This window comes from Streptomyces sp. NPDC046900, from assembly GCF_040644975.1.
Classification (GTDB): domain Bacteria; phylum Actinomycetota; class Actinomycetes; order Streptomycetales; family Streptomycetaceae; genus Streptomyces.
Genome location: NZ_JBEYXD010000004.1, coordinates 142,100 through 162,506, shown reverse-complemented (window position 1 = coordinate 162,506; position 20,407 = coordinate 142,100). Strand labels below are relative to the sequence as shown.

Below are 20,407 nucleotides of genomic sequence, written 5' to 3'. Positions count from 1 at the left end.
GCGTTCACGACGGGACCAAGGTCACAGGTTCAGGATCCCGTGGGCCTGGTTACGTTCGAAGGCATGGAGAACGTACTGCGCCCGGTGATCGTCGTCGGCGGCACGGTCGTGCTCACACTGCTTATCGGGTGGGGCACTGACCTGCTGCTGCGCAAGGCGAACGGCCGGCACCCCGAGACGCCCCTGTGGGAGCTGCTCCGGCGCGGCCGGGTCCCCTACCAGCTCGTCCTGTGCGCGGCCCTGCTCAGAGGTTCCTACGACCAGGCGGAGGTCCTCGAGGCGCACCGGGTCGGCGTCGGGCGGACCCTGACGCTGGTGCTGATCGGTTCCGCGGCCTGGCTGGTGATCCGTATCGCGGCCGCGGTCGTCGAGACCTCGTACACCCGCTACGCCCGCGCCCACCACGACCCGGCCCGGGTCAGGCGCGTGCGCACCCAGGTCTCGCTGATCACACGCGTGGTGGCCGCGGTCGTCGGAGTGGTGGCCGCCGCCGCCATGCTGCTGACGTTCCCGGCGATGCGGGCGGCCGGAGCCTCGCTGCTGGCCTCGGCCGGCATCCTCGGCATCGTCGCCGGTGTCGCCGCCCAGTCGACGCTCTCGAATCTCTTCGCCGGGCTGCAGATCGCGTTCGGCGACATGGTGCGGCTCGGCGACACCGTCGTGGTGGACGGCGAGTGGGGCACCGTCGACGAGATCACGCTGACGTTCCTGACGGTACGGACGTGGGACGAGCGCCGGATCACCATGCCGGTGTCGTACTTCACCTCCAAGCCGTTCGAGAACTGGTCCCGGGGCAGCCCGCAGATGACCGGCATCGTGTACTTCCACGTCGATCACGCAGCGCCCGTGGAGGCGATGCGCGACAAGCTCCGCGACATCCTGCGCGAGTGCCCCGCGTGGGACGGCCGCGCCTACGGCCTCCAGGTCACGGACACGACGCCCAACACCATGCAGGTGCGAGCGCTGGTGACCGCCAAGGACGCGGACGACATCTGGACGGCCCGGATCACGGTCCGCGAGCAGCTGATCCGCTGGCTCGTCGACCACCACCCGTACGCGCTGCCGCGGGTCAACACGGCGGAAGCGGAGCAGCCGCCGAGCCGGAACGGGCATGTACCGCCGGGCGGGCCGGTCCACAGGGCGTACGAGACGCCGCGGACGGGCCGGGGCTGAGGTACCGCCGCGTCAGTGGCCGCGCTCGGCGCCGCCGTTCACCTGGATCACCTGAGCGGTGATGTGGCTGGCCCCGGGGGAGGCCAGCCAGTGCAGGGTCTGTGCGATGTCGCCCGGCGTGCCTGCGCGGCCGGTCGACGTCTCCGCGATGCGCTGGTCGCGTCGCGCCGGGTCCATCGGGCCGCCGAAGAACTCGGTGTCCTCGATGTACCCGGGCGCGACCACGTTCACCGTGATCCCGCGCGGACCCAGTTCCCGGGCCAGATCGAAGGCGTACGGATGCAGCGAGGCCTTGGCCGCGGCGTACGCGCCGCTGCCGGAGCCGCGGTAGGCGGCGATGGAGCTGAGGAACAGCACACGGCCGCCGGGTGAGGCGAGCCGGTCCCGCAGCGCCTCCGTGAGAAGGACCGAGGTCAGCACGTTAAGCCGGAAGTTGACGGTCCAGGTGTGTGCGACGGCCTCGAGCGGCTCCTCGACGGCGGTGCCGGGCTCAAGACCGCCGTTTCCGCCCGCGTTGTTGACGAGGACGTCCACGGTGCCGAGCTCCTCGGCCACGAACCGGGCCACGCCGCGCACCGCGTGGGGATCGCTCAGGTCGGCGGCGTAGGTGAATGCCCCGGGCACTTCGGCCTTCTCCAGTACCTCCGCCCGCCGGCCGAGGAGCAGCACCCGGTCCCCGTCCGCGGCGAACGCCCGCGCCGACGCGAGCCCGATTCCCGTCCCGCCACCGCTGATCACCACATTGCGCGCCATGATCCCGATCGTACAAAGCCGGGCGCCCGCGAACCGATTGCTCGGCCGGGCCGTTCACGCGCGTCGGCCCCGCGCACCCGTCGTGGCGGTCAGCGCAGACTGCGTACGTCGAGGTGGCGCAGCACCCGGTCGACGACCTCCGGGTCCGCCCCGGGTTCGCTGCGCGCCGCGAGCACCTCGTGCCGTGCCGCGCTGAGCATCTCCTGCTGGATCCGGCGGAGCCTTTTCAGACGCCTGGCACGCTGCTGGTGTGCTTCGCGCCGCTCCTCGTCCGCGAGGTCGGGGCTGATCCGCACGCCGATGTCGGAGGCCCGCCGCAGGAGTTGCTCGGACAGGTCCTCCGGCAGCTCCTCGACCTCCTCGATCTCCCTCAGCCTCCGTTTCGCCGCCTTGGCCGCGCGGACCGCCAGCCTGCGCTCGAACGCCTTCTCGCTCTCCGGGTCGGCCCGCACCCCCAGCCCCTTCACCAGCCACGGCAGCGTGAGTCCCTGGAGCACGAGCGTCGCCATGATCACCCCGAACGCGATGAAGACGATCTCGTCCCGGTCGGGGAAGGGCGACCCGTCGGCCATCCGCAACGGAATGGCCAGGGCCAGGGCCACCGACGCCACTCCCCGCATCCCGGACCACCACATCACGATGGTCTCCCGCCAGGACGTCGGGATCTCCTCGTCGTAGTCCCGGATGGCGTGAAGGCGCTTCGTCAGCCAGGTCGCGGGCAGCAGCCACACGAGCCGTACCAGCACCACGACGGCCACGATCGCGGCGGCCCAGCCGAGCAGCTCGCCCCACCGCCCGGACGCCGTGCGGATCGCCAGGGGCAGTTCGAGCCCGATCAGACCGAAGGCGACCCCGGTGACCAGCGTGTCCACCACGTCCCAGAACGTGTGCCCGGCCAGGCGCATCAACACATCGTCCGGGTCCTTGGACTCGGCCAGGAACAGCGCGGTGACGAGCACGGCCAGCACACCGGAGCCGTGCAGTTCCTCGGCCAGGACGTAGGAGGCGTACGGCACCAGAAGCGTCAGGCCGACCTGCAGGGTGGCGTCGTCGAGCATGCTCAGCAGCCTGTTGGTGATCCAGCCGAGCGCAAGCCCGACAGCGAGGGCGACCACTGCGGAGAGCGCCAGTTCGAGCACGGCGCCCGGCAGCGAGAACGTCCCGCTGACCGCGACGGCGATGGCCACGTGGTAGAGCACGATCGCCGTCACGTCGTTGAACAGCCCCTCGCCCTCCAGGATCGACACCAGCCGGCGGGGCAGCCCGAGCTGTCCCGCGACGGCCGTGGCCGCGACCGGGTCCGGCGGCGCGACCAGCGCGCCGAGCACGACCGCGCCGGCGACCGGCAGCCCCGGCACGATCGTGTGGGCCACGACGGCCACACACACGGTGGTGATGAAGACCAGCGCCACCGCCAGCAGGAAGATCGGCCGCTTGTTGGCGGCGAACTGCCGCCAGGAGGTGCGGCGTACCGCGGCGTAGAGCAGCGGCGGCAGCAGGGCGGGCAGGATCAGCTCGGGCGGGATGTTCACGTTCGGCACGAAGTTGAGCAAGGCCAGCGCGATCCCGACCAGCGTCATCAGCACCGGGGCGGGCAGTTTCAGCCGGTCCCCGACCGGGACGCTGACCACGGCCCCGAGCAGCAGCAGGAGCAACAGGGCCAACTGATCCACGTCAGGCGCTCCGGGGGAGTTCGGCGTTCACACAGCGGACCCCCAGCCTGCCACGCGGCCCTCCCCACGGGGCTTTTCGGCACCTTCGGCTACAGGGTGCGCCGCATCGCTCGGTGCGCGATCCCCGCATCGGGGAACTCGGGTCCGTACGCCTCGTACCCCAGCCGCTCGTAGAACCCGAGCGCATGGGTCTGGGCGTGCAGGTCCACCGCCGCCAGCCCGCGCGCGCGTGCCGCGTCCTCGATCGCCCGCACCAGCGCGGCGCCCACACCGAGCCCACGCGCCTCGCGGGTCACCGCGAGCCGTCCCAGGGCCCCCACGGACGGGTCGCCGCCGTTCTTCGCCGCGGCAGCCTCCCCGTACAGCAGTCGGCCCGTGCCGAGCGGCAGACCGTCCTCCCGGACGGCCAGCACATGCACGGCGCCGGGGTCGTAGGCGTCGTACTCGATGTCCTCGGGGACGCCTTGCTCACGGACGAAGACCTCCTTGCGGACCGTGAAGCACGCTTCCCGGTCGCCGGGGTCCTCGGCGACCCGTATCACGTAGGCGGCGGTCATGCCCAGCTCTCCTCACGTACCTTGTCCAGCGCCTTCTGCAGGTCGGCGGGGTAGGCGCTCTCGAACTCCACCCACTGTCCGTCCGCCGGGTGCTCGAAGCCGAGCCGCACGGCGTGCAGCCACTGGCGGGTCAGGCCGAGCCGCTTGGCGAGCTTCGGGTCCGCGCCGTACGTCAGGTCGCCGACGCAGGGATGACGGTGCGCGGCCATGTGGACCCTGATCTGGTGGGTGCGCCCGGTCTCCAGCTTGACGTCGAGCAGGGAGGCCGCGCGGAAGGCCTCCACCAGGTCGTAGTGGGTGACCGAGGGCTTGCCGTCGGCCGTGACCGCCCACTTGTAGTCGTGGTTCGGGTGGCGGCCGATGGGCGCGTCGATGGTGCCGCTGGTGGGGTCGGGGTGTCCCTGGACGAGAGTGTGGTAGCGCTTGTCGACCGTGCGCTCCTTGAACTGGCGCTTGAGCGAGGTGTACGCGCGCTCCGACTTGGCCACGACCATCAGACCGGAGGTGCCGACGTCGAGCCGGTGCACGATGCCCTGGCGCTCGGCGGCGCCCGAGGTCGAGATGCGGTAACCGGCGGCGGCGAGACCGCCGATCACGGTCGGCCCCGACCAGCCGGGCGACGGGTGCGCGGCCACGCCGATCGGCTTGATGATCACGACCACGTCCTCGTCGTCGTGCACGATGTCCATGCCCTCGACGGGCTCGGCGACCACCTGCACCGGCGCGGGCGCCTGCGGCATCTCGACCTCGAGCCAGGCACCCCCGCTCACCCGCTCCGACTTGCCGACCACCGCCCCGTCGACGTGTACCTTGCCCGCCGCGGCCAGCTCGGCCGCCTTCGTGCGGGAGAAGCCGAACATGCGGGAGATGGCGGCGTCGACGCGCTCGCCCTCCAGGCCGTCGGGTACGGGCAGGGTACGGATCTCGGGAAGCGTGCTCACCCGTCGAGTATGCCGGACGGTGCAGACACAGCCGTACGAGAGTCCCGGGTGCTCAGTCCTTGTGGACCGTTCCGTCCGGGTCCAGGCCGCGGAAGGACAGCAGCACGATCAGGATGCCGCCGCAGACGATCGCCGAGTCGGCCAGGTTGAAGACGGCGAAGTGCTTCGGCGCGATGAAGTCGACCACGGCCCCTTCGAAGACTCCCGGCGACCGGAAGATACGGTCGGTGAGATTGCCCAGGGCGCCTCCGAGCAGCAGGCCGAGCGCGATCGCCCAGGGCAGGCTGTAGAGCTTGCGCGCGAGTCGGGCGATCACCACGATCACGACGGCCGCGATCACCGTGAAGATGATCGTGAAGGCCTCGCCGAAGCCGAAGGCCGCGCCCGGGTTCCGGATCGCCTCGAGCTTCAGCCAGTCCCCCACGATCTCGATCGGCGCGTGGTGCTCCAGCTTGGCGACCACGATCAGCTTGCTGACCAGGTCGAGGGTGTAGGCGAAGGCGGCGACCGCGAACAGGACCGCGATCCTGCGCCTGCCCTTGGGGCGCTCGGCTGCGCCGGACCCCGACTCTCGCGGGCCGGGGCCGTCGGCGGGTGCCTGTCCGCCGGACTGCTCCGGCCCGGCCCCCGACGCGTCTGGGATGTCCGGCGTACCGATGATGCGCTCCGCCTCTGCCACGTGAGTCCCTCAACCTAGGTGCCCTGACTGAGGACGAGACTACGACACCACCCGACTCTGCCAGATGCTCAGGAGGGGATCGTCAGCGGCGTTCCTGCTTCTGCTTGCACTCCACGCACAGCGTGGCACGGGGAAACGCCTGCATACGGGCCTTTCCGATGGGGTTGCCGCAGCTCTCGCACAGCCCGTAGGTCCCGGCGTCGAGGCGGTCCAGGGCACGTTCGGTCTGCTCGAGCATCTCGCGCGCATTGGCGGCGAGCGCCAGCTCGTGCTCGCGCGTGATGTTCTTCGTGCCGGTGTCCGCCTGGTCGTCGCCCGCGCCGTCTCCGGAGTCGCGCATCAGGCCGACCAGCGCCTGCTCGGACGCCTCGAGCTCACCGCGCAGCCGCGCCTCGTCCGACTCCAGCTCCGTGCGCGCCTCGGCCACCTCCTCGGCGGTCCAGGGGTCCTCGCCGGGGCGCACCGCAAGCTCGCCGGGCTCCGCGGCGACGACCCGTGCCTTGGGGACCGCGGTGGGGTTCTTCGCCGCTGTGGCCGTGCCAGGTGTCTTCTTCGCAACCACCGTCGTGGCTCCCGTCTGCTTCGCGGCCTTCGCGACGCCCGCCTTCTTGGCCGTGCTCTTCTTGGCCGCACTCCCTGTGGGCGTGCTCTTCGTGGTGCCGCCTTTCGCGGCGTTCTTCGCGGCAGCGGCCTTCCGAGGGGCCGCCTGAGGTGCGGCGGTCTTCCCGCCCGCCGCCTTCTTGCTGGTCGCCTTCTTGCCGGGGGGCCTCTTCGCCGCCGTCTGCTCGGCGGCCGCCTTCTTGGCCGCCGTCGCCTCGGCGGCGGGCTTCTTCGCCGCTGCCGCCCGGTCGACGGCGCTCGGGGCCGCCTTCTTGGCGGCGGGCTTCTTCGCCGCTGTCGCCTTCTTCACGACGGTGCTGGTCACGGCTGCCTCCTTGGCGACGGACCTCTTCGCTGCCGGCCGCTTCGCCGCCGCCTTCCTCACGCCGGCACCGGCCTCCGCTGCCTCCTTGCCGGCCGCCTTCCTCGCGACCGGTTTCCTGGGCCCGCCTTTCTCCTCGGCCGCCTTCTTCGACGGGGCCGCTTTCCCGGCCGTCCCGGCAGGGGTCCGCTTCCCGGCAGCCGCCTTCTTGCCGGCCGCCTTCTTGCCGGTTGCCTTCCTCGCGGGACTCCTCTCGGCGGCCGACGTGGTCTCGCCCGTCTGGGAGAGCGGTTTTCCGCCCGTCGGCGTCGTGGCCACCGCCTTTCCCGCGGCCGCCGAACGAGCGGCGCCCGTGGTGGAGGCCGTCCTGCCGACGGTAGTCCTGGCGGCGGCCGTCTTCCTCTCGGCAGCCGTCCGGTCGGCCGTCCGCTTGCCGGAGGCCGCCTTTCCAGGCGTCTTCGTCGAGGCCGCCTCGGCCGCCGTCGCCGCGGACGTCCCCTTCGGGGCCTTGGCTCCCGTGGAGGCCGCTCTCCCGGCGGTCGGACCCGCCGTGGAGTCCGCCCGCCCGGCCGTCGCCCTCGCCCCGGCCTTCTTCGCGGGACCCGCCGCTTCCGACGACGCCCCCTTCGCCGCACCCGCCGCCCGTGGGGCCTTTCCCTCCTGGGCCACCGCCTCCGCGATCCGCGTCTTCCCCGCAGCGGTCCGCCCGGCCGACGTCCTGGCGGCGACCCTCCCTCTGCCGCCCCCGGAGACCTTCCCCGCACCGCGCGGGTTCCCGGCCGGCGCCCCTCGCCCCGTCGCACCCGTGCGTCCCCGTGCCGCCGTCCGGGCGACGCCCGGCTTCTCCTTCCCGGCCTCGGTGCCTGCCCCCCTCGGGGCCACGCCGACAGCCGCGCCCAGCCTCTTGACCAGCCCCGCCGTCCGGCTCGCCAGAGTCCTCCCGCGCGTGTCCTTGGACAGCGAGCCGCCGGAGGCGGCCGCATCCGAGGTTCTGCCGGACGCGGACTGCTGTACGGCGGTCTTTTTCGCCACCATGGGAGCAGCCCCTTCACATATTGTGATCTTGCGCGCGAATCGTGCTGGGACGATAAATCGACTTCCGGTCCGCGGCAACGGGGCACGCCAACGATTCGCCCGCCGCGCGCGTGCCGCACGGCGAGCCTGCATCCGTTGTGCCCAGCTCTCCGCCGGGTAATCCGCCGTCTCCGGCGTCCTGTGCGATCCGGGAACCCGCGTCGCGCCGTTCGGGGCATCTGCAAGCAGATGCGTCCCCCGGCCACGGGAGAGGAAATCCGGTCGGCCGCCGTCCGTGTGGCGCCGTACACTGGGCGGAGCGAAAAGCGTGGATGGGGACGAGTAGCGGCGTACGCAGCCATGAGCGACCCGGGGACGGTGGAAGCCCGGGGGCGAGCGCGACGTGAACATCACCCCGGAGCCGCCGGAAGAAAGCCTTGGCCAGTGGGCTTCGCCCACGGGACGGCCAGGGCCGGTAGAACCGGCTTCGCGATCCCAATGAGGGGGTTCACCGGCGCGTTCGGCGCACCGGGGAGCCAAGGAGGGTGGTACCGCGGGAGCGCGCCGCACAGGGCGTACGGAGAATGCACGACATTCCCGGCTCTCGTCCCTCCGACGGAAGGCAGCACATCCGCCGGAGGAAGATCGATGACGCAGTACCGCCAGGTGCCCGCCCAGGTCGACCTGCCCGCGCTCGAGCACGCGGTGCTCGACTTCTGGCGCGAGCAGAAGATCTTTGCCAAGAGCCTGGAGCAGTCCGAGGGCCGCCCCGAGTGGGTGTTCTACGAGGGCCCGCCCACCGCCAACGGCATGCCGGGCGCTCACCACATCGAGGCCCGCGTCTTCAAGGACGTCTTCCCGCGCTTCCGCACCATGCGCGGCTACCACGTGGCCCGCAAGGCCGGCTGGGACTGCCACGGCCTGCCGGTGGAGCTGGCGGTCGAGAAGGAGCTCGGCTTCAGCGGCAAGAAGGACATCGAGGCCTACGGCATCGCCGAGTTCAACGACAAGTGCCGCGAGTCCGTGCTCCGCCACACCGACGCGTTCTCCGAGCTGACGACCCGTATGGGCTACTGGGTCGACCTCGACGAGGCGTACGTCACGATGGAGCCCGAGTACATCGAGTCCGTGTGGTGGTCCCTGAAGGAGATCTTCAAGAAGGGCCTGCTGGTCCAGGACCACCGCGTGGCCCCCTGGTGCCCCCGCTGCGGTACGGGCCTGTCGGACCACGAGCTGGCGCAGGGCTACGAGACGGTCGTCGACCCGTCGGTCTATGTCCGTTTCCCGCTCACGTCCGGCCCGCTCGCCGGTGAGGCCGCCCTCCTGGTGTGGACCACGACCCCGTGGACCCTGGTCTCCAACACCGCGGTCGCCGCGCACCCCGAGGTCACCTACGTCGTCGCGACGAACGGCGAGGAGAAGCTCGTCGTCGCCGAGCCGCTTGTCGGCAAGGCGCTCGGCGAGGGCTGGGAGACCACGGGCCAGACCTTCACCGGCGCCGAGATGGAGCGCTGGACGTACCGGCGTCCCTTCGAGCTGGTCGAATTCCCCGAGACCCCGGGCGGCACCCACTACGTGGTGAACGCCGAGTACGTCACCACCGAGGACGGTACGGGTCTGGTCCACCAGTCCCCCGCCTTCGGTGAGGACGACCTCAAGGTCTGCCGCGCCTACGGCCTGCCCGTCGTCAATCCGGTGCGCCCCGACGGCACGTTCGAGGAGGACGTCCCCCTGGTCGGCGGGGTCTTCTTCAAGAAGGCGGACGAGCGGCTCACCGAGGACCTCCAGCAGCGCGGACTGCTCTTCAAGCACATCCCGTACGAGCACAGCTACCCGCACTGCTGGCGCTGCCACACCGCCCTGCTCTACTACGCGCAGCCGTCCTGGTACATCCGCACCACGGCCATCAAGGACCGCCTGCTCGAGGAGAACGAGAAGACCAACTGGTACCCGGAGACGGTCAAGCACGGCCGCTTCGGCGACTGGCTGAACAACAACATCGACTGGGCGCTCTCCCGCAGCCGCTACTGGGGCACCCCGCTGCCGATCTGGCGCTGCGAGGACGACCACCTCACCGTCGTGGGCTCGCGCGCCGAGCTCAGTGAGCTGACCGGCACCGACCAGTCCGAACTCGACCCGCACCGCCCCTTCATCGACGAGGTCACCTTCGGCTGCCCGCAGTGCGGCAAGACGGCCACGCGGGTGCCCGAGGTGATCGACGCCTGGTACGACTCCGGCTCGATGCCGTTCGCGCAGTGGGGCTACCCGTACAAGAACAAGGAACTGTTCGAGTCCCGCTACCCGGCGCAGTTCATCTCCGAGGCCATCGACCAGACCCGCGGCTGGTTCTACACGCTGATGGCGGTCGGCACGCTGGTCTTCGACAAGTCCTCGTACGAGAACGTGGTGTGCCTGGGCCACATCCTCGCCGAGGACGGCCGCAAGATGTCCAAGCACCTGGGCAACATCCTGCAGCCGATCCCGCTCATGGACCAGCACGGCGCGGACGCGGTGCGCTGGTTCATGGCAGCGGGCGGCTCACCGTGGGCGGCCCGCCGCGTGGGCCACGGCACCATCCAGGAGGTCGTCCGCAAGACGCTGCTGACCTACTGGAACACGGTCGCCTTCCAGGCGCTGTACGCCCGCACCTCCGGCTGGGCGCCGAGCGAGGCCGACCCGGCCCCGGCCGACCGCCCGGTGCTGGACCGCTGGCTGCTCTCCGAGCTGCACGCGCTCACCGACCAGGTGACCCAGGCTCTGGAGTCGTACGACACCCAGCGCGCCGGCAAGCTCCTGTCGGCCTTCGTGGACGACCTCTCGAACTGGTACGTCCGCCGCTCGCGCCGTCGCTTCTGGCAGGGCGACAAGTCGGCGCTGCGCACGCTGCACGAGGTCCTCGAGACGGTCACCAGGCTCATGGCGCCGATCACCCCGTTCATCACCGAGCGGGTCTGGCAGGACCTGGTGGTGCCGGTGACCCCGGGCACCGTGGAGTCCGTGCACCTGGCGGCCTGGCCGGAGGCGGACCTGTCCGCGATCGACCCGGAGCTGTCGAAGCAGATGGTGCTGGTCCGCCGCCTGGTGGAGCTGGGCCGTGCCACGCGCGCGGAGTCGGGCGTCAAGACGCGCCAGCCGCTGTCCCGCGCGCTGATCGCCGCGGCCGGCTTCGACACCCTGGACGGGGAGCTGCACTCGCAGATCACCGAGGAGTTGAACGTCGAGGCGCTCGCCTCCCTCGCCGAGGTCGGCGGCTCGCTGGTCGACACCACGGCAAAGGCGAACTTCCGCGCGCTGGGCAAGCGCTTCGGCAAGCGCGTCCAGGATGTGGCCAAGGCCATCGCGAACGCCGACGCGGCGGCGCTGTCCCTGGCGCTGCGCGAGGGCACGGCGTCGGTGGACGTCGACGGGGAGAGGGTCGACCTGGCCCCCGACGAGGTGATCATCACGGAAACCCCGCGCGAGGGCTGGTCGGTGGCGTCCGACGCCGGCGCGACGGTCGCCCTCGACCTGGAGATCACCGAGGAGCTGCGGCAGGCGGGCCTCGCCCGTGACGCGATCCGGCTGATCCAGGATGCCCGGAAGAACAGCGGCCTGGACGTCGCCGACCGGATCGCGCTGCGCTGGACCGCGACGGACCCGGAGGTCATCGCGGCCCTGAGTCGGCACACGGAGCTGCTGGCCGAGGAGGTGCTCGCCACGGACTTCGCCCAGGGCGAGGCGGACGACAGCTACGGTGAGCCGTTCACCGACGAGTCCCTGACCCTCACCTTCCGCCTGCGCAAGGCGTAGCGGCACACGCGAACGCCCGGGCCCACCGAAAAATCTTGGTGGGTCCGGGCCTTCGGCGTTGCGTACGACGCACAACCGCTCCCACACTCGAACACAGAGGGCATAACCCCCGAACACGCGTAGCAACAGGGCGGGGCTCCGGATCGAATCCGGAGCCCCGCCCTGAATGTTGCCGACGCCTACGGCCTGGTCGTTCCCGTCAGTTGTCGTCCTCGTCGATGAGGAACCCGCGCATCGGCGAGGGTGCCTGACCCATCGGTCCCGGACCCTGCGGACGCACCGGCGCCATCGGCTGGGTCATCGCCGGGGACATCTGCTGCTGACCGCCGTAGGACGGAGCAGCGGGACCACCGTGACCGTGACCGCCCATCGTCTGGTTGCCGCCGTACGACGGGGCGCTCGCCCCTGCGGGAGCCATCGAGGGCGCCGCCGGCGACGGCAGGGAGGGCGCGGCCGGGGTGCGCGGCGGGGCCAGCGAGTCGTCGGCCTGGGTCTCCAGCTGGCGCAGCTGCGACTCCAGGTACGACTTCAGCCGCGTGCGGTACTCGCGCTCGAAGCCACGCAGGTCCTCGACCTTGCGCTCCAGCGTGGCGCGGGCGGACTCCAGGGAGCCCATCGCGACACGGTGCTTCTCCTGCGCGTCCCGCTCCAGGGCGTCGGCCTTGGCACGGGCGTCGCGCTCCAGACCCTCGGCGCGGCTGCGGGCCTCGCCGACGATCTTGTTGGCCTCGGAGCGGGCCTCGGCGATCGCCTGGTCGGCGGTCTGCTGGGCCAGCGAGAGGACACGCGCGGCGCTGTCGCCGCCAGGGCCCTGACCGGGCATGCCCGGACCGCCCATGGGGCCGCCCATCGGACCGCCCATGGGCCCACCCATCGGCTGCTGCATCGGGGGCTGGCCCATCGGCCCCGGACCCATCGGACCCTGGCCCATCGGACCCTGGCCCATCGGACCCTGGCCCATCGGACCCTGGCCCATCGGGCCGGGACCCTGCGGACCGCCCGGTCCACCCGGACCGGGGGGCAGCTGCGGGGCACCGCTCGGCAGCTGGGGCGGGCCACCCATGGGGCCACCCATCTGCTGCTGCGGCGGGCCCGATATCCCGGCGGGGACGGGAGCACCCGGACCGCGCATGCCCTGCGGCTGGTCCTGCGGCTCCGGGGGCTTGCGCATGTTCTGCTGGTTCTGCGCCGCGGCACGCGTGGCAGCGGCCAGCTTGGCGCGCAGGTCCTCGTTCTCCCGCAGCAGGCGGGTCAGTTCGGCTTCGACCTCGTCGAGGAAGGCATCGACCTCGTCCTCGTCATAGCCTTCTCGGAGGCGGACGGTCGTGAACTGCTTGTTCCGCACGTCCTCGGGGGTCAACGGCATCTCTTCACCTCAACGTAGTCATCGGCAGTCGACAAGACCGTATCGTCCACATTCACCTCGCGAGACTGCCCACGATAGAGATCAGGATGTAGACGATGATCATCAGAACGAAGAAGGACAGGTCAAGCGCCACGCCCCCGAGACGCAGCGGCGGAATGAACCGCCGCAGAAGCTTCAACGGTGGATCGGTGACAGTGTAGGTGGCCTCCAGAACGACCACCATCGCCTTGCCGGGTTGCCATGAGCGGGCGAACTGGAAGACGTAGTCCATGACCAACCGGAAAATCAGCACGACGAGGAAGCACATCAGCACGATGTAGACAACCTCCAGGAACACGCCCATGATCCGTGTGCTTCCCTCTCCCCTGTTCCGCGCTCTCTCCGGTGGTGCTCTCAGCTCTGGTTGAAGAACCCGCCCTCTGCGATGCGGGCCTTGTCCTCCGCCGTGACATCGACGTTAGCAGGAGACAACAAGAACACCTTCTGCGTCACCCGCTCGATACTTCCATGAAGACCAAACACCAAACCGGCCGCAAAGTCGACAAGTCGCTTCGCATCTGTGTCATCCATCTCAGTCAGATTCATGATCACCGGCGTGCCCTCACGGAAGTGTTCCCCGATGGTACGGGCCTCGTTGTAGGTCCGGGGGTGAAGCGTGGTGATCCGGTACGGCTCTCGTTCGGACACGACCTTTGGCATGATCACCGGCGCGTTCTTCTCCAGACTCTGACGTTCTTGTGTGATGGACGCCACGGGCGCGATGCGAGCCGGACGCCCTGATTCCGCGGGCAGCGACGCCGATTGGGGTGCCGGATCACGCGGTGCCGGCGGCTGCACCATTCGCACCGATTCGTCTCTTTGAGGCTGAAGTGCCTGATGTGACGGATCATGCCGCCTGCGATCCCGCTCCGGCTCCGGGTCGAGCTCGGGCTCGAAGTCGTCGTCGGGGTCGAAGCCCCGGCCGTCGTACCCATCGTCCTCCACGAGGCCGAGGTAGACCGCCATCTTGCGCATCGCGCCGGCCATGCTCTGAGTCCTCCGCTCTGTGGTGGATCTGCTGACGACTGCCAAGTGCCTGCGATCCACGAGGTCGTTATGCCCGTCTATGGGCGGTAATGACCATATTTTCTGCTGTGGTCCGACTTCTTGGCGACGTTACCCGAGCCTGGGGCGGACTCCGAGTACCGCAGTGCCGACGCGCACATGTGTCGCCCCGGCGGCCACGGCCTCCTCGAGGTCCGCACTCATTCCCGCCGAGACCATGGTTGCAGCCGGATGGGCTCGGCGCAGGTCGGTCGACAAATCCATCAACCATCCGAACGCCGCCCGTTGACGCCCCGCGTACTCTCCGGTGAGTGGCGCGACGGTCATCAGCCCGTCCAGCCGCAGTCCCGGAGCGTCCGCGACAAGGTCGCCCAACTCTTCGATTCCCGGGGGCGCCACGCCCCCGCGCTCTCCGCGCTCGCTCTCGTCCGCGTCGAGCGCGACCTGGATGAGGCAGCCCAACTCGCGGCCGGTCCGCACGGCCTCCTTCGAAAGCGCCGTGACGAGCCGGGAACGATCGACGGACTGCACGAAATCCGCGTAACCGACCACGGATCGCACCTTGTTGGTCTGCAACTGACCGACAAAATGCCATCTGAGCGGCAGATCCGAGCAAGCGGCCGCCTTGGGCGCCGCGTCCTGGTCGCGATTCTCGGCGACGTCCCGGACGCCCAGTTCCGAGAGAATGCGCACATCGCTCGCGGGATAGGTCTTGGTGACCACGATCAGGGTCACCTCCTCGCGCTTACGCCCCGCGGCCGCGCACGCAGCCGCGATGCGGTCCTCGACCTTCGCGAGGTTCGCGGCGATTTGATCCTTACGGTCCGTCATGCCCCATCAGTCCAGCCAGACATATCCCGCGAGTCGCCCTGTGGTGCGGTCGCGGCGATACGAGAAGTGATCGCCCGATTCCAGCGTGCACACCGGCGACTGCGCCCGGTCGCACACCCCGAGCCTTTCGAGCTGCGCGTGCACGCCGGCGGCCACGTCGACCGCGGGCGTACCCCAGCTGGTCTCGGAGTGTGCGGCCGGTTCGACGGCGGCCACCTCGGCGCGCATCGTCTCCGGCACCTCGTAGCACCGGCCGCAGACCGTGGGTCCCGTGCGGGCGACGATCCGGGACGGCTCGGCGCCCAGTTCCATCATCGCTCGCACCGCGGCGGGGACGACTCCGGCGACCATGCCGGGCCGGCCCGCGTGGGCGGCGGCGACGATCCCGGCGACCGGATCGGCGAGCAGGACGGGGGTGCAGTCCGCGGTGAGCACGGCGAGAGTGAGTCCGCGCCGTGCGGTGACGATCGCGTCAACCTCGGGCACCGGGTTTTCACCCCAGGGTGCGTCCACCACGGCGACGCCGGACCCGTGCACCTGGTTCATCCAGACCACGTGGCCGGGGTCGAGCCCCAGCGACTTCGCGGCCAGACCCCGGTTGGCGGTCACGGCCCCGGGGTCGTCCCCGACGGCGCCGCCGAGGTTGAGCTCCTCGTACGGAGCGGCGCTCACCCCGCCCCACCGGTCGGTGAAGGCGAAGTGCGCGCCGCTCGCGGTGTCGCGCTGTCCTATCACTTGAGGAAGTCCGGGACGTCCAGCTCCTCGGCCGTGCTGTCCGAGTAGGTCCGCGACGAGGGGATCGGCGGGGTGATCGGGCGCTCGCTCACCGGCTCCGGGGCGGGGGCGGGCTCGGGCACCTCCTTCGGCGTGACGCTGCCGAGCGAGCCGAAGGACGGGCGGCTGTCGGCGGGACGCGACGGAGCCGGCTCCTCGCGCCGGGCCGAGGACGAGCCGAGGACGTTCTCCCGCTTGGCCGGGGGCTGGCCGCCGTCGAAGCCGGCGGCGATCACGGTGACCCGGACCTCGTCGCCGAGGGCGTCGTCGATGACGGCACCGAAGATGATGTTCGCCTCGGGGTGCGCGGCCTCGCTCACCAGCTGGGCGGCCTCGTTGATCTCGAAGAGACCGAGGTCGGAGCCGCCGGAGATGGACAGCAGCACCCCGCGGGCGCCGTCGATGGAGGCCTCGAGCAGCGGCGAGGAGATGGCCATCTCGGCCGCGGCCACCGCGCGGTCGTCGCCGCGGGCCGAGCCGATGCCCATGAGGGCCGAACCGGCTTCGGACATAACGGACTTCACGTCGGCGAAGTCGAGGTTGATCAGACCGGGCGTGGTGATGAGGTCGGTGATGCCCTGGACACCGGAGAGCAGGACCTGGTCCGCCGACTTGAAGGCGTCGAGCACGGAGACCTGGCGGTCCGAGATGGACAGCAGCCGGTCGTTCGGGATGACGATGAGGGTGTCGACCTCTTCGCGAAGCTCGGCGATGCCGTCCTCGGCCTGGTTGGCCCGGCGCCGGCCCTCGAAGGTGAACGGGCGCGTGACCACACCGATGGTGAGGGCGCCCAGCGAGCGAGCGATGTTGGCCACGACGGGCGCGCCGCCGGTGCCGGTGCCGCCGCCTTCACCGGCCGTCACGAAGACCATGTCGGCCCCCTTGAGGACCTCCTCGATCTCCTCGCGGTGATCCTCGGCGGCCTTGCGGCCGACGGCCGGGTTGGCTCCGGCGCCGAGTCCGCGGGTGAGTTCGCGGCCGACGTCCAGCTTGACGTCGGCGTCGCTCATCAACAGAGCTTGCGCGTCGGTGTTGATGGCGATGAACTCGACGCCCTTGAGACCGACCTCGATCATCCGGTTGATGGCATTGACACCACCGCCGCCGACACCGATGACCTTGATGACTGCGAGGTAGTTCTGCGGTGCTGCCACGTCGAAGGCCTCTCGCCTCGAATTACGTGCCGCCGTCCCGCGGGTGCTCCGCGGCCCGACGGCTGATGCCGAATGGGACGGTCCGAACGCCGACCCGAACCCTAACCCTGAAGTTTAGGGTTACCAGTGTGTCTGTTCCTTGGACTCTTCCGAACAGGACACTAAGTCGACAAGTGGCGCACGTTCAACGAACACGCCGAACCTCCCGTCTTTCTTTTCACCCTATGTGATCAGCCGTAGCGCTGCCCAATCAGGGTGCGGGCCTGTTTCGACGGGCGTCAACTCCCCGATGACGCAGGGGCGGTGGGAACACTCACGTCGAAGTGCCGGGCGCCGGGAGCCGCTTTCATCAGCGCAATCAGCGTGACCGCCTTCGCCCGGCCCTTCTCGCTACTGCCCCACATGACGGTCCGCCCGCCGCTCAACTCCAGGGAGATGGAGTCGTAGGAGCCGACCTTGACGTTCCTCACGTCGCGGGCCACTGCGGCGGGAATGTCCTGGACCACTCGGGCCGCGGCACGGTCGAGCCGGCCGACGCCGAAGCGCCGCTGAGCGGCGGAGTGCCCCACGGTCAATTGCAGCGCGGGAACGGCCTTCGGAGGGCTCGAAACCGTGGCGAACCGGACGCCTTCCCGGTCCACTTCGATGAACTTTCCGGCGTTCCCCACGAGCAGAACCGGAGTACGCTCAGTCACTTTCAGCCCGATGCCCTGCGGCCAGGACCGGGCGACCTCGACCGAGTCGATTCGCGGCAATTTCCGGCGCAGCCGCGCCTCGATCGCATCGGTGTCCAGTGAAATCAGGGGCGTTCCGAGCCGTACGCCGGCCGCCTCACGCACCTCGGCGCGGGTGAGGACGCGCGTACCGGAGACGGAGACGTGCCGCACGCGCAGCCACGGAGAGCCGTACAGCAGCCAGATGGAGCCGCCACTCGCCAACACCACCGCGAGCGTAAGGATGATGAGCATACGAAGACGGCGCAATCGCCACAGACGGGACTGCCGGGGCGAACCGGACTCCAACTTCTGCCGTTCGCCGCGTTCGGCGGTGGTCGGTCCGGCCACGCTCCCTGCCTTCCCTCGTTCCGGTGCGGTTCGCCTCCGGGGCGCGCCGTCCGGTGCCGAGAGCCCGGTCGTGCTCAGCCCTGCGGGCTTCCGCGTTCCCCCGGTGTCCCGGCCTCGCCGGAGCGGGGGGAACCCCACGACCTCCCGGCACCGGTGCGCGCCCCTTCGGCTCACTCACCGATGCGTTACTGGTGGTGACGCGAGGCGATCGCCTCGTACACCATGCCGACGAGCAGGTCGTCGGCGTCCCGGCGGCCGAACTCACCGGCGGCACGGGACATCTCGTAGAGCCGGTGCGGGTCGGCGAGCACGGGCAGAACGTTCTGCTGGATCCACTCGGGCGTGAGTTCCGCGTCGTCGACCAGCAGCCCGCCCCCGGCCTTGACCACCGGCTGGGCGTTCAGCCGCTGTTCGCCGTTGCCGATGGGCAGCGGAACGTAGGCGGCCGGAAGTCCGACGGCGGAGAGTTCGGCGACGGTCATCGCGCCCGCGCGGCAGAGCATCAGGTCGGCCGCGGCGTACGCGAGGTCCATCCGGTCCACGTACGGTACCGGGATGTACGGCGGCATCCCCGGCATCTGGTGCACCTGTGGCAATTCGTTCTTGGGGCCGACCGCGTGGAGGATCTGGATACCGCACTGCTGGAGGTACGGGGCGACCTGCTGGATCACCTCGTTCAGCCGGCGGGCGCCCTGCGAGCCACCGGAGACCAGCAGTGTCGGCAGATTCGGGTCGAGCCCGAATGCGGCGCGGGCCTGCGGACGTACGGCGGCACGGTCCAGGGTGGCGATGGAGCGGCGCAGCGGGATGCCGATGTAGCGGGCGCCCCGCAGCTTGCTGTCCGGGGTGGAGACGGCGACCTGGGCGGCGTACCGCGAGCCGATCTTGTTGGCCAGACCGGGCCGTGCGTTGGCCTCGTGGATGATGATCGGCACCCCGAGCCGCTTGGCGGCCAGGTAGCCGGGGAGGGCGACATAGCCGCCGAATCCGACGACGGCGTCCGCCTTGGTGCGCTCCAGGATCTGCTCCGCCGCCTTGATCGTGCCACGCAGCCGCCCGGGGACGGTGATCAGCTCGGGGGTGGGCCTGCGCGGCAGAGGGACGGCGGGGATCAGCGCGAGCTCATAGCCCCGCTCGGGGACGAGCCGGGTCTCCAGGCCGCGCTCAGTACCCAGGGCCGTGATCCCCACGGTCGGGTCCTGCCTGCGCAGAGCGTCCGCGAGGGCGAGCGCGGGCTCGATGTGGCCGGCGGTCCCCCCACCGGCGAGTACGACATGCACCGAAATTCACCGCTCTCCGGACGAACGCGCCACTCAGGCACGCCGTCGCATCGTGTTCCATCTCCGAGGCCCCCGGTTGAGCACGGCGCCTCCAGACCGCTTTCTACCAAAGCGGGGTTGCCGCATGGCAAGCGCCGCCCGCGCAGCGGGCTCCTCGCGCGCGAAGGCGATCAGCAACCCGATGGCGAACATGGTCGGCAGCAGGGCGGATCCCCCGTAGGAGAACAGCGGGAGGGGGACACCGGCGATCGGCAGCAGGCCGAGCACCGCGCCGATGTTGATCACCGCCTGAGCGATGATCCATGTCGTCACACCTCCTGCGGCATACCTCACGAAGGGGTCCTCCGTGCGTCCGGCCACGCGGATACCCGCATAGCCTAGAGCCGCGAAGAGGGCGAGCACCGACAGCGTCCCCGCGAGACCCAGTTCCTCACCGGTGACGGCGAAGATGAAGTCGGTGTGCGCTTCGGGTAGTTGGCCCCATTTCTCCACACTCGCACCGAGTCCGGAACCGAAAATTCCACCCGAGGCCAGGGCATAGATGCCGTGCACGGCCTGCCAGCAGTCGACGGGACCCGCCTGCGGTTCGGTGGCTCCGATGCAGTCGAGGCGAGCCATGCGGTTCGGGCTCGTCTTGATCAGGAGGAAGCCGATGGCCGCGGCGACGGACAGCACCCCGGCGAACATCCGGGTCGGCGCCCCGGCCAGCCACAGCAGCCCGAAGAGGATCGCCGTAAGGATGATGGCCGTGCCCATGTCACCGCCGAGCATGATCAGCCCGAGCAGCAGGAACGCCACCGGGACCAGCGGCACCAGCATGTGCTTCCACTGCCCGAGCAGCCGCTTCTCCTGCTTGCGCGCGATCAGGTCGGCGCCCCACAGCACGAGCGCGAGCTTGCCGAACTCACTGGGCTGGATCTGGAAGGAACCGCCCAGCGAGATCCAGTTCTGGTTGCCGTTGACCGCCATCCCTATCCCCGGCACCTGCACCAGCACCATCAGGAAGACGGCACCCGCCAGGATCGGGTACGCCAGCGCCCGGTGCAGCTTCACCGGCATCCGGGTGGCGACGAGCAGCAGCACGGCACCGATGGAGGCGGCCAGGAACTGCTTGCGGAAGAAGTAGGACCCGGGCAGCGACATCTGCAGCGCGGTGATCTGGGAGGCCGAGTAGACCATCACCAGCCCCAGCACGGTGATCAGCAGACTCCCGCCGAGGATCAGGTAGTAGGCGGTGAGCGGCCGGTCCCAGGCCCGCCGGGCGCGGAGGAAGAGACGGACCACCGCCTTGTGACGCGGGGCCCGGGAGCCTGCGGGCCGCTTGGGGGTGCGCTGGACGGGAGGACGGCCCGTACGGCTATCGGCCACCGGCGCTCACCCCATCCCGCCGTCG

Annotated in this window: 18 protein-coding genes; 3 read left to right on the top strand and 15 right to left on the bottom strand. The window is 70.4% G+C overall.

The genetic code is table 11. From position 1 onward, the window contains the following. The first annotated feature begins 63 nt into the window (after positions 1-63). Positions 64-1,173 (top strand): mechanosensitive ion channel domain-containing protein, encoded by a 1,110-nt coding sequence (locus tag ABZ904_RS06235; RefSeq protein ID WP_359389225.1) that lies wholly within the window; start codon positions 64-66, stop codon positions 1,171-1,173. A 12-nt stretch (positions 1,174-1,185) separates the two neighbouring features. Here ABZ904_RS06235 and ABZ904_RS06230 read toward each other — a convergent pair whose 3' ends face one another. The 6 genes from ABZ904_RS06230 to ABZ904_RS06205 form a co-directional block, all read right to left on the bottom strand. Further along, positions 1,186-1,926, bottom strand: a complete 741-nt coding sequence (locus ABZ904_RS06230) for an SDR family oxidoreductase (RefSeq protein ID WP_359389221.1) — start codon at positions 1,924-1,926, stop codon at positions 1,186-1,188. 89 nt (positions 1,927-2,015) lie between these two features. Further along, entirely contained in the window at positions 2,016-3,599 is a 1,584-nt protein-coding gene (locus tag ABZ904_RS06225; RefSeq protein ID WP_359389218.1) for a Na+/H+ antiporter, read from the bottom strand. A gap of 89 nt (positions 3,600-3,688) precedes the next feature. Continuing rightward, positions 3,689-4,156 carry a GNAT family N-acetyltransferase gene (locus ABZ904_RS06220; protein WP_359389215.1) on the bottom strand — a complete coding sequence of 156 codons (468 nt, stop codon included), beginning with the start codon at positions 4,154-4,156 and terminating at the stop codon, positions 3,689-3,691. After that, positions 4,153-5,097: an RluA family pseudouridine synthase gene (locus ABZ904_RS06215; protein WP_359389212.1), complete on the bottom strand. Its 945-nt coding sequence runs from the start codon at positions 5,095-5,097 to the stop codon at positions 4,153-4,155. The genes ABZ904_RS06220 and ABZ904_RS06215 overlap by 4 nt, the downstream gene beginning before the upstream one ends. Before the next feature lie 52 nt (positions 5,098-5,149). Continuing rightward, positions 5,150-5,776 (bottom strand): signal peptidase II, encoded by a 627-nt coding sequence (lspA, locus tag ABZ904_RS06210; RefSeq protein ID WP_360989228.1) that lies wholly within the window; start codon positions 5,774-5,776, stop codon positions 5,150-5,152. An 82-nt stretch (positions 5,777-5,858) separates the two neighbouring features. Next, positions 5,859-6,701 (bottom strand): TraR/DksA family transcriptional regulator, encoded by an 843-nt coding sequence (locus ABZ904_RS06205; protein ID WP_361821453.1) that lies wholly within the window; start codon positions 6,699-6,701, stop codon positions 5,859-5,861. Between the two features lie 10 nt (positions 6,702-6,711). Here ABZ904_RS06205 and ABZ904_RS06200 point away from each other — a divergent pair, with 10 nt between their 5' ends. Both ABZ904_RS06200 and ileS read left to right on the top strand, forming a co-directional pair. After that, positions 6,712-7,893: a hypothetical protein gene (locus ABZ904_RS06200; protein ID WP_361821450.1), complete on the top strand. Its 1,182-nt coding sequence runs from the start codon at positions 6,712-6,714 to the stop codon at positions 7,891-7,893. A gap of 467 nt (positions 7,894-8,360) precedes the next feature. Next, on the top strand, positions 8,361-11,501 hold the full coding sequence (gene ileS, locus ABZ904_RS06195) for an isoleucine--tRNA ligase (RefSeq protein ID WP_361821447.1): 3,141 nt from the start codon (positions 8,361-8,363) through the stop codon (positions 11,499-11,501). Positions 11,502-11,700: 199 nt separating this feature from the next. Here the strand turns inward: ileS and ABZ904_RS06190 are convergent, their stop codons facing one another. From ABZ904_RS06190 to ftsW, 9 genes are all read right to left on the bottom strand, one after another. Beyond that, positions 11,701-12,867: a DivIVA domain-containing protein gene (locus ABZ904_RS06190; protein ID WP_361821445.1), complete on the bottom strand. Its 1,167-nt coding sequence runs from the start codon at positions 12,865-12,867 to the stop codon at positions 11,701-11,703. A 52-nt stretch (positions 12,868-12,919) separates the two neighbouring features. Beyond that, on the bottom strand, positions 12,920-13,210 hold the full coding sequence (locus ABZ904_RS06185) for a YggT family protein (protein WP_359389193.1): 291 nt from the start codon (positions 13,208-13,210) through the stop codon (positions 12,920-12,922). 50 nt (positions 13,211-13,260) lie between these two features. Further along, on the bottom strand, positions 13,261-13,893 hold the full coding sequence (sepF, locus tag ABZ904_RS06180) for a cell division protein SepF (RefSeq protein ID WP_359389190.1): 633 nt from the start codon (positions 13,891-13,893) through the stop codon (positions 13,261-13,263). A 129-nt stretch (positions 13,894-14,022) separates the two neighbouring features. Next, positions 14,023-14,742, bottom strand: coding sequence for a YggS family pyridoxal phosphate-dependent enzyme (locus ABZ904_RS06175; RefSeq protein WP_359389188.1), 720 nt, complete (start codon positions 14,740-14,742; stop codon positions 14,023-14,025). Positions 14,743-14,748: 6 nt separating this feature from the next. Beyond that, a complete protein-coding gene (gene pgeF, locus ABZ904_RS06170) occupies positions 14,749-15,477 on the bottom strand; it encodes a peptidoglycan editing factor PgeF (protein WP_359389185.1) in 729 nt (242 codons plus the stop codon). Beyond that, entirely contained in the window at positions 15,474-16,670 is a 1,197-nt protein-coding gene (gene ftsZ, locus ABZ904_RS06165; protein WP_359389182.1) for a cell division protein FtsZ, read from the bottom strand. Before ftsZ ends, pgeF begins: the two co-directional genes overlap by 4 nt. A gap of 278 nt (positions 16,671-16,948) precedes the next feature. Beyond that, on the bottom strand, positions 16,949-17,734 hold the full coding sequence (locus ABZ904_RS06160; RefSeq protein ID WP_359389178.1) for an FtsQ-type POTRA domain-containing protein: 786 nt from the start codon (positions 17,732-17,734) through the stop codon (positions 16,949-16,951). Between the two features lie 185 nt (positions 17,735-17,919). Further along, a complete protein-coding gene (murG, locus tag ABZ904_RS06155; RefSeq protein WP_359389175.1) occupies positions 17,920-19,014 on the bottom strand; it encodes an undecaprenyldiphospho-muramoylpentapeptide beta-N-acetylglucosaminyltransferase in 1,095 nt (364 codons plus the stop codon). A gap of 33 nt (positions 19,015-19,047) precedes the next feature. After that, a complete protein-coding gene (gene ftsW, locus ABZ904_RS06150) occupies positions 19,048-20,382 on the bottom strand; it encodes a putative lipid II flippase FtsW (protein WP_360989214.1) in 1,335 nt (444 codons plus the stop codon). Positions 20,383-20,407: the final 25 nt, after the last annotated feature.